4 protein-coding genes and 2 pseudogenes are annotated in these 8,885 nt (G+C 44.7%); all 6 read left to right on the top strand.

Features of this window, described 5'->3' with window-relative positions; all coding sequences use genetic code 11:
* The coding region (asmA, locus tag BG74_RS09130) for an outer membrane assembly protein AsmA (protein WP_187202856.1) at positions 1 to 1,351 on the top strand (1,351 nt) is incomplete at its 5' end.
* A 1,470-nt stretch (positions 1,352 to 2,821) separates the two neighbouring features.
* On the top strand, positions 2,822 to 2,980 hold the full coding sequence (locus BG74_RS19975) for a sugar transferase (RefSeq protein ID WP_187202855.1): 159 nt from the start codon (positions 2,822 to 2,824) through the stop codon (positions 2,978 to 2,980).
* A 2,264-nt stretch (positions 2,981 to 5,244) separates the two neighbouring features.
* A complete protein-coding gene (locus tag BG74_RS09110) occupies positions 5,245 to 5,610 on the top strand; it encodes a hypothetical protein (RefSeq protein WP_066597991.1) in 366 nt (121 codons plus the stop codon).
* Between the two features lie 246 nt (positions 5,611 to 5,856).
* Positions 5,857 to 5,982, top strand: a pseudogene (locus tag BG74_RS21025) (hypothetical protein); the annotation flags it as partial.
* A 563-nt stretch (positions 5,983 to 6,545) separates the two neighbouring features.
* Entirely contained in the window at positions 6,546 to 7,961 is a 1,416-nt protein-coding gene (locus BG74_RS09100) for a mannose-1-phosphate guanylyltransferase/mannose-6-phosphate isomerase (protein WP_066597988.1), read from the top strand.
* A 342-nt stretch (positions 7,962 to 8,303) separates the two neighbouring features.
* Positions 8,304 to 8,885, top strand: a pseudogene (locus BG74_RS18405) (phosphohexomutase domain-containing protein); the annotation flags it as partial.

The raw sequence follows: 8,885 nt of genomic DNA, 5'->3' as shown, positions 1-8,885 counted from the left end.
CAGCTTACTTATCTGGCAGCGATATGCTAATGAACAACTCAATTTACGCGACCTGAATTTGCAAATGAAACAGGACGATGCACGCAAAGCAAGTATCGAATTTTCTGGTCGTCTCAATCGCGATCAACGTGATCTGACGGTCTCCCTCAACGGTAGTTTGGATCTTAGTCAATACCCGCGCAAGTTTAGCGCCCACATGGACAAATTCAGTTATCGGCTACGCGCTAATGGCCTGCCGGAGCAGGGCATTGAAGGTGAAGGCTCCTTCAATGCCGATTATTCCGCTGTCAATCAGTCGCTAACGCTCGGTGAATTGACCTTCAGCGCCAACGACAGCGAGTTAAGTGGTCAGATAAGCGCCCTATTGGGCGATGAGCCGATGTATCAACTAGATTTATTTGCGAAGACCTTAAATCTAGATACCTTGCTGGGGCTGCAGCCGACTGCCAACAGCAACGACGCGTGGGCGCAGAATCAAAGCGCCACCACGGGTCGACCGGTAATAGCCAACAGCGCTCTGACGGATAACGATCTGTCCAATCTTAATGATTTTAGCGGTCAGCTTAGCCTGAACGCCAAAAACGTCATTTATCACGGTCTGACAATGACAGATTTTAATTTGCAGGCGGACAACCGCTGTGGGCAGTTGAGCTTGAACACATTTACCGGCAAACTTGGCGAAGGGGAGTTTAATTTGCCCGGCACGTTGGATACCACCGGCAAACAGCCTCTGTTCCATCTGCATCCGAAATTTTCCCGCGTCGCGCTCAGCCCGCTGCTGAAAGCGTTTGCATTGCCCCAAACATTGAACGGCTACCTCTCCCTGCAAGGAGAGGTGTGGGGACATAATTTCACCGCGATGGATTTTGCCCGCGGTTGGCAGGGATCCGCTGCTATAATATTGGATAACGCCAAACTAGAAGGGATAAACATACCGCAGTTAATTCAGAGTGAGATAACGCGCACTAATGGCAGTGTTGCGACCGAGGAACGCAACGAGCATTATTCACAAGTGCGCCAGCTTACCGCTAACGCTACCCTTAACCAGGGCAATCTGCGGCTTTTTGATCTGGAGGGGGATTCCGAATTTCTGGAGCTTATTGGCGATGGTACCCTGAATTTACCAGAGCGAAAATGCGATGTGAATTTACAGATACGGGTATTGCAGGGCTGGAAAGGAGATCCGCGGCTAGTACGTGTCCTGACTTCCACCGCGATCCCGTTGCGGATTTATGGTTCCTGGGATGGTCTGAATTATCAGCTCAATATGGATCAACTCCCGCGTAAGCACCTGGAGGATGAAGTCCGAAAAAGACTTAAGGAATGGGAACGCCAAACTAGAGAAAGGTGAGGCGCCAAATCGATGGTAGCGTCGACGGCAGACCGTTGCAGCTAAGCGTCTTTACCGTGTTACCAGGATAGCGGTAGCAAAAAAGCGTGAGGTGGTGAGCAAAGTAACAAATAGGTCATCCTGACGTAGGGTAATATAACTTGCTAATGGCAGGTATGAAAGGGACGATAAAGATAGATTAGCCGTCAAAAAAACACTGACCATTGGAAGCGTTTAAAGGTTACAAGCTGATATATATTTTATAATTATTGATAATTAAGATTATTAGTGTATTTATAACTTTAATTATAAAGTTACGTAAGTAGAGTAAAATCTCTACATCTACAATAGGTTTAATTCAATAGGTTTAATTAAAAAAGGAATAAATAAAGAACGAGATGGTTACCTGGGAAATAGACAATGCAGAGGTAATGACGAGGATATTTTTCTCAGCAAGGCCAAAGCCAAAATCCCGAGCATGACGACGCCAGAATAATATTTTAATAAAATTCAATATAGTTTTACCATTTTCCTGAGTGATTGCCCTATCAAGCTACCCATGGACCTTAGGACGCTAAACAGCAATATGTAAGGTATCAGTACTGCAACCTGCTCATAGTGTGCGCCATAGAGAATTCTCACTACCTTCAGCGCAAAGAGCAGTGCTCTAGAGGAACAAATAGCGAAGATAGAATTAAGATAAATTTTTAGTTATATTTATGAAATTTTTTCTCACTTAAGCAGGGAGGGAAGCGTCAGATGATTTATTACAGACATCAGTAGTTTTAATGGTTGCAGAACTAAATCTTTTGCTAGTGAGTGTATCTACAGCACTTCCTGTCTGGAAATTTTTCCAGTAATAAAGAATATGCCTAGGCACGAAATTGATTAATTATCTTTAATCATAACTGAAAGATACCGTATTATAACGCAGATTTAAACGTATCACCTGAAAATTCAAAGGCAGGATGCCAGTCTTCTTTATTAAATAAAGCATACAAATGAATTTGATCAATGTATCAGTAAATAATCTGAGAATGACCGCTGCCAGACTTAACAGCGTAAAATATAAAATAACTACCATAATCATGAATACAATCAGCTTGGAGAACATCTAAATGCACACCAGAATAAAGACTTTCTTTATTTTGATGAAGTAGCTTAATATTGATATTATCCTCCTAAGATCAGGAAATTGAGAATAGTTAATATAAATAAAACAATCAGTCCAGAAATTTTGTAAAAAATACTATAGGATATACTATCAACATAGATGAATAAAATCTCTTATCGATGAACTTTTAGATACACTTGTTCAATAATGTTGATTATAGATATTTTTACTTCAACATCCTGAGTTCACACTCAGAGGATATTAACGGACTGAAAGTATTATCCATTGTCGACACGCTATTAAATATTATCGATATGGTTCTTAAGTGCATCGAATATATTATCTTGTCTATGATGATATTAATGTTTATCACATAGGTGCTGTTGGTTATTTCACTGATAGTGAAGTTCACCTCACATGACAAAATTATTTTTAGACATAAACGGTATGGTATCGATGGTAAACTTGTTCTTGTATGGAAATTTTATTCTATGAACGTAATGGATAATAGTGATACCCATTGTCCAAGCCAATAGGGGAGATTTGTATCTAACGCCTATTGTAGTTTTTTATGTCATACATACCTTGACGATCTGCCGAAATTTATCAAAGTTCTGAAAGGGATATACCCATTATAGGGAACAGTCCTCATGCCTTTACCAATAATGAACAATATCGTAGACTGATTAATGGCTACATGTTGTGTCATAAAGTAAAATCGGGTATTACCATCTTAGGTATAGGTCAATGGTTAGCGAGGAAAAATGGATTCAATAGAAAAATTCAGTATAGTGTCAAATTTGATTTGAAATATATTCGTTAATGGAATATTTAGATGGATTTGAAAATTATTTTCTTCACCCTTTTTAAAGGATTTATAAGTAAACTTGCCTATTGATCGTCGATTCTGTGTGAAGGCGTTTGTAAGTCAAATTATTGCGCTTTGAGTTAAGATGGCTTATGAATTTTTCTCCTGAAGATTAAAAAATCTTTGTCGTTTGTTAGACGACAAAGATTTTTTAATCCGAAGCATCGGTACTTTACCGTTGTTACTGTTATTGCCAAGCTAAGCGCTAAAGAAAGCGAGGCCGCTGAAAAAGTAGCCTCGTCATCACCCACCTCCTACGCTTCATCCCCCGACAGATGCTACATCCTTTTCTGCGGGATTTATCCAATTCATTTTCAATACACTCTCCGCCGCTGATGGCACGCAATATGTCGACCACTTCCCCTACATTGAAACTCTGAACGAGATTTTCTGCTCGGCCATGAGGGGAAGAAAATTGTTTTGATTGATCGGGAATATGCGCCAACCGGACAAAACCGGTTGGTGGGGGTGAGCTTTACGCGTTAAAAACTGAGCTCAAGGACGATGATGGCATTGTCTTTCTCATTAATACGGATTGTTGCTGGCAGCATCAGGCGCGGCACAACATCGATGCTCAATGTTCACTTTAACTTTACAATGATAGAAGAGCATGTATCAATGCATTTTCCTGTGCTCTAGAATATGTCGTGGCTGAAAGGGGAACTCTATTATTTCCTTACAGTATCATTAATCTAGGTACCCTGCGCAAGACGATAAAATGGTTTGACGGCATCAAGAAATTTGCTATCTGCGATCAAAGGAAAAATACGGTTCTTAACTTTGATAATATCGATCATTCCGATCGTCCCAATAAAAAATTTTTATGTCTGAGCTGTACCTATTTTCTTTATTAGGGGAGAACACTAAAAAATACATTGATTCTCTTGTGCTAGAGGAATTTTTATGCACGTCAGCTTAATCAGGTTGGTACCAACCTCGATGGGATTGAAAAATATCATCCCACATCCCATTCCACCGGTGCTATCACTCTGTACCTTAATTATTGCCTGAATACCGTTATCATAAATGTTTCATTCTATAATATCTATGGCAGAGAGATTTACTGCCGGCGTAGCTATTACCTAGTTTGTAAAACCCTATCATTTTTCATGTCTCAGCCAATCAGATAGTGGAACGCGATAAACGTATGGACCATGATAATGGTGTCGGCGCTATTTTTATTATTCAAGTTTTAGTAGATTGGTTCAAATCTGCATCTCTTGGAATACCAGTAAATATACGGTGGATTTTCTTTCGACAGATAATAAAAACAAATTAAAGGAACGTTATGCGGTTACATCGGGTTTTAGAGTGAGTTTAGCTTCCTGATAAAAACACGAGATAACGTCGGGACGCCGATAGTGGACTGGACCCCACATACTGATAAAGATACTGATACTGCTTCTCGCAGTTTGCAGATCAGTCATTGCGTTGTCATCGACTATATTATTAGTATTAAAAGAGAAACGCACACTAACATCTCTATGATCAATGATATAGTTATTAACTGCTGCCTGCCTATTAACTGAAACGGCATCCGGGGCGTGGTGAAGAGAAATTATACCAATATGATACATTGCGAGGATATAAAAATATCCACAGGCGATCTGAAGAGCAAACTCTCTAATCTAGGCGGTATGACTTTCGCTAAGGAGTAGAAATGTAATCTGATTTTGGAAATTTCCAATAACTATATCCGAATCCGAAAATATCCACTGATAACCGTTGTCAGGATAAATCTTAAATTTATTTATGATTATGTCGAAATTGGCAGAGTGGAAAATATCTTCAAATCTACTACCGATCAGGGTAGTGTTTTCTGGCTAGATATTCGTAGTAATATCTATTATTTTGATAATCACTCCAAGCCGAAGTAATCTATTTTAGCGCATATCGACGTTAACACCTTTATGATTACTGGAGCCCACGGTATTGCGGTTCCTTGATACGCAGGATGCGCAGTGTATCGATTTCATCAGAAATATAGTGATGGGACCGATCGCAATATATGCCAACATCCGTAGTAACTTTACCTCCAATTACTTCTGCACTAGCCAGCCAGTGCAGACCTTTTTATCACTTAATGCATCTAATGGCAAAGTAGAGAAAAATATATTTGAGGTGTCGCGCGATTTTGTCAAAGCCGCGGTGACGGTGAAAGGAGAGCAGTGGAGTATCAAAGGCAACATTTTCAAGATAACTATGACCTCGCGCAGCAAAAGCAAGGGCAGATTTATTGCCGTGCGTCAAGACTCTTTATTCATATATATTGCAGATAACATGCTATCCGGCAAATAGGATGATGTGGCGTTGTTCTCCGCCGAAGCCTGTTGCATGGTGTCAACATCTTTGGTGGCTATATGCTGCCGCCGCTCAAAGCCCCTATTACCCTGACTCTGAGCGATAACAGTTTTGCTGACGGGCTCCCCCACCCGCGGCGAGTCGGGTGAGAAGCTAAATCGCGCAGCCAGTCTAGCCCCCCTGAATATAAGCCATTACCCGGTGAGCGTCTCTATTATTTATTTATTGCCTGATGACAGCAGCCAGTCCAAACCATTGACCTATGAGGTCAATGGTAAGCAATATGTCTTCACCACCGCGGGCAGGCACTGTTCGTTCAGCACTAAACTGGAGGACTATATCATCCACCGCCTAAGCGCTGCCGGATGAGAAATAATCTCCTGCGTAAGCCAGTGAAAACACCCGCGCAGATATCGCTATCGGCCATTTTTTCATCTGTAATAGGGTCAAGTCGCCGATCTGCGAATTGTCTCGTTACGCCGTGGCATGGTCTGGAGCGCGCCCTGCAAGGCGAAGGCTAGCCCCTTCACCCGTTCTGGGGCTATTTTTTCGGCGGCGGTGGGAAGGGAGGTTGCAAAAAGTTACACTGCATGAGACGCGGCCTATCCTCTTTCTACTAGCATCCCTCTTGGATGATGGTTAATGGTATCGGTGGGCGACACTGAACGAAGGGCGACGGATGGCAGATCACTTACAATAAGGATGCTTGATGCCTGGAGCCGTTGGGCTCTTGCCCCAGCCGGGTGGCCCGCCCGTAGCGGTACAACCAATTGATTGTGGTTGTGTGCTAATGTATACTCAGAGTAATTTTTTACTATAACTATTATAGTTTGTCTCAAAGATGAAAGTGGCTTCGTTTAGGTACGCAACGTATTCCGATCGCGACGTTAGCCTGGCGGAGCCCCATTCATCCTATGAGAGAAAAGGACAACATGTTACTTCCCGTAATTATGGCTGGTGGAATCGGCAGCCGTCTGTGGCCGATGTCGCGCGAGCTTTATCCCAAGCAGTTTCTCACCCTGCATGGCGATCATTCCATGCTGCAGGAAACAGTGCTGCGCCTGGAAGGGCTTAATACACGTCAGCCATTGGTGATTTGTAATGAGGAACACCGTTTTTTGGTGGCAGAGCAGCTGCGGCAAATTGACAAGCTGTCGCAGAATATTATCCTAGAACAGGTGGGGCGCAACACTGCTCCAGCCATCGCATTGGCCGCCTTGAGCGCCATCGTGTACGGCGATGATCCGCTGCTATTAGTGCTGGCAGCCGACCACGTTATTGAAGATGAGAAGGCGTTTCATCGCACTATCCAGCAGGCGCTCCCTTATGCCAGCAACGGCAATCTAGTGACATTCGGTATCGTGCCTAGTGCACCGGAGACAGGGTACGGTTATATTCAGCGTGGTAAGGAACAGAATGATGCGGTGGTTTTCCAGGTGCATCGGTTTGTGGAAAAACCGGATCGGGCGACCGCGGAGCGTTATGTCGCCAGCGGCGAATATTACTGGAATAGTGGCATATTCTTGTTTCGCGCTAAAAAATACCTTAGCGAGCTTGCTAAATTCCGCCCGGATATTCTCACTGCCTGTGAAAAGGCCATCGAATTGCCGCAGGCGGACAGTAATCAGGAGTTTATTCGCGTCAACAAAGGCGAATTTATCACCTGTCCTGATGATTCGGTGGATCATGCGGTGATGGAAAAAACCGCCGACGCGATGGTGGTACCGCTGGATGCCGGTTGGAGCGATGTGGGATCCTGGTCGGCGCTGTGGGAAGGCAATCAAAAGGACGACAGGCAAAATGCCTTTACCGGCGATGTTTTCCTGCACAATACCGCCAACTGCTATATCAATACCGATGAGAAAATGGTGGCGGCCATCGGCGTGAACAACTTGGTGATTGTGAACACCAAGGATGCAGTGCTGGTCGTCGATAAGGATGAGGTGCAAGACGTCAAGAAAGTGGTAGAATATCTGAAAAAGCACGCTCGCAGCGAATATCGCCGTCATCAGGAGTCCTATCACCCCTGGGGGAACAATGATACGGTGGTCAATGAAGCGCACTATAACGTCAATCGCATTACCGTCAAGCCGGGAGGGATGTTTTCGCTGCAGATGCATCATCACTGCACCGAGCACTGGGTGGTACTATCTGGCACAGCACGGGTGACGTTGGAGGATAAGTCTTATTTGCTGATCGAGAACCAGTCCACCTTTATCCCCGTCGGGTCGGTACACAGCTTGGAAAATCCGGGGAAAATTCCGCTGGAACTCCTGGAGATCCAATCCGGTTCTTGTCTCTGTGAAGACGATATCATTCGTCTACGCGATCCCCACAGTCTTTGCTGATTGCAGGCGCCGCAGCACTGACAGGGAATTTCAGAATTAATCTGCTATCTGGCCCGAGATACCCTGTTTTACCCTCTCGCCTGCGGAGCAGGTGTCGATTGCAATGAAATGCCCTGATGATAGAAATGCCGTCTTTCCTTCCTGCGTGTCCGTGTCTTTAGGGCCTTTCGGACGGTTTCTCGCGCCGGGTAGTGGCGATGCCGTGATGGCAGGGACGAGAAACGAACGCCGATAAAGCCGCCGCTCGGCGGGCAGCAAAAAATTCTATCTGGTGACGCTATCACAGTAGGTGATAGAATTAACTTAACGGTATTGCTGTCAAAAAAACATTTTGAGGGAAACATGGCTGTTCTATCTTGCTTTAAGGCCTATGATATTTGGGGAAGATTGGGCGTAGAGCTCAACGAGAGTATTGCTTATCGCATCGGCCGCGCCTATGGTGAGCTGCTCAAGCCGCGCAGTATGGTTATCGGCGGCGATGTGCGTTTAACCAGCGAGGGTTTAAAACAGGCTCTAGCTCGCGGATTAAACGATGCCGGCACTGATGTCCTAGATATCGGCATGAGCGGCACGGAAGAGATTTATTTCGCCACCTCCCATCTGGGGGTGGACGGACGGCGGGATTGAGGTGACAGCCAGCCATAATCCGATGGACTATAACGGTATGAAGCTGGTGCGCGAGCAGTCCCGTCCCATCAGCGGTGATACCGGTCTGCGCGATATCCAGCATTTAGTCGAGGAGAACGCGTTCTTGCCGGTGGTGCAAGCGCACGGCAGCCTGCGTCGCGTCTATGTGCTGTCGGCCTACGTCGATCACCTGCTGGGGTTTATTGACCTGGCCTGGTTTCGTCGCCCCATAACGTTGGTCATCAACTCGGGAAATGGCGCCGCGGGGCATGTAGTAGACGCGCTTGAGGCTCGGTT

It is taken from the genome of Sodalis-like endosymbiont of Proechinophthirus fluctus (assembly GCF_001602625.1).
GTDB lineage: Bacteria > Pseudomonadota > Gammaproteobacteria > Enterobacterales > Enterobacteriaceae.
Note: the sequence above shows the minus strand (reverse complement) of the source record. Positions and strands in the feature narration are given on the sequence as shown.

Bases quoted from the DNA above. Each gene is read 5' to 3' on its own strand.
- BG74_RS09100 (WP_066597988.1), top strand. From the start codon at position 6,546: ATGTTACTTCCCGTAATTATGGCTGGTGGAATCGGCAGCCGTCTGTGG.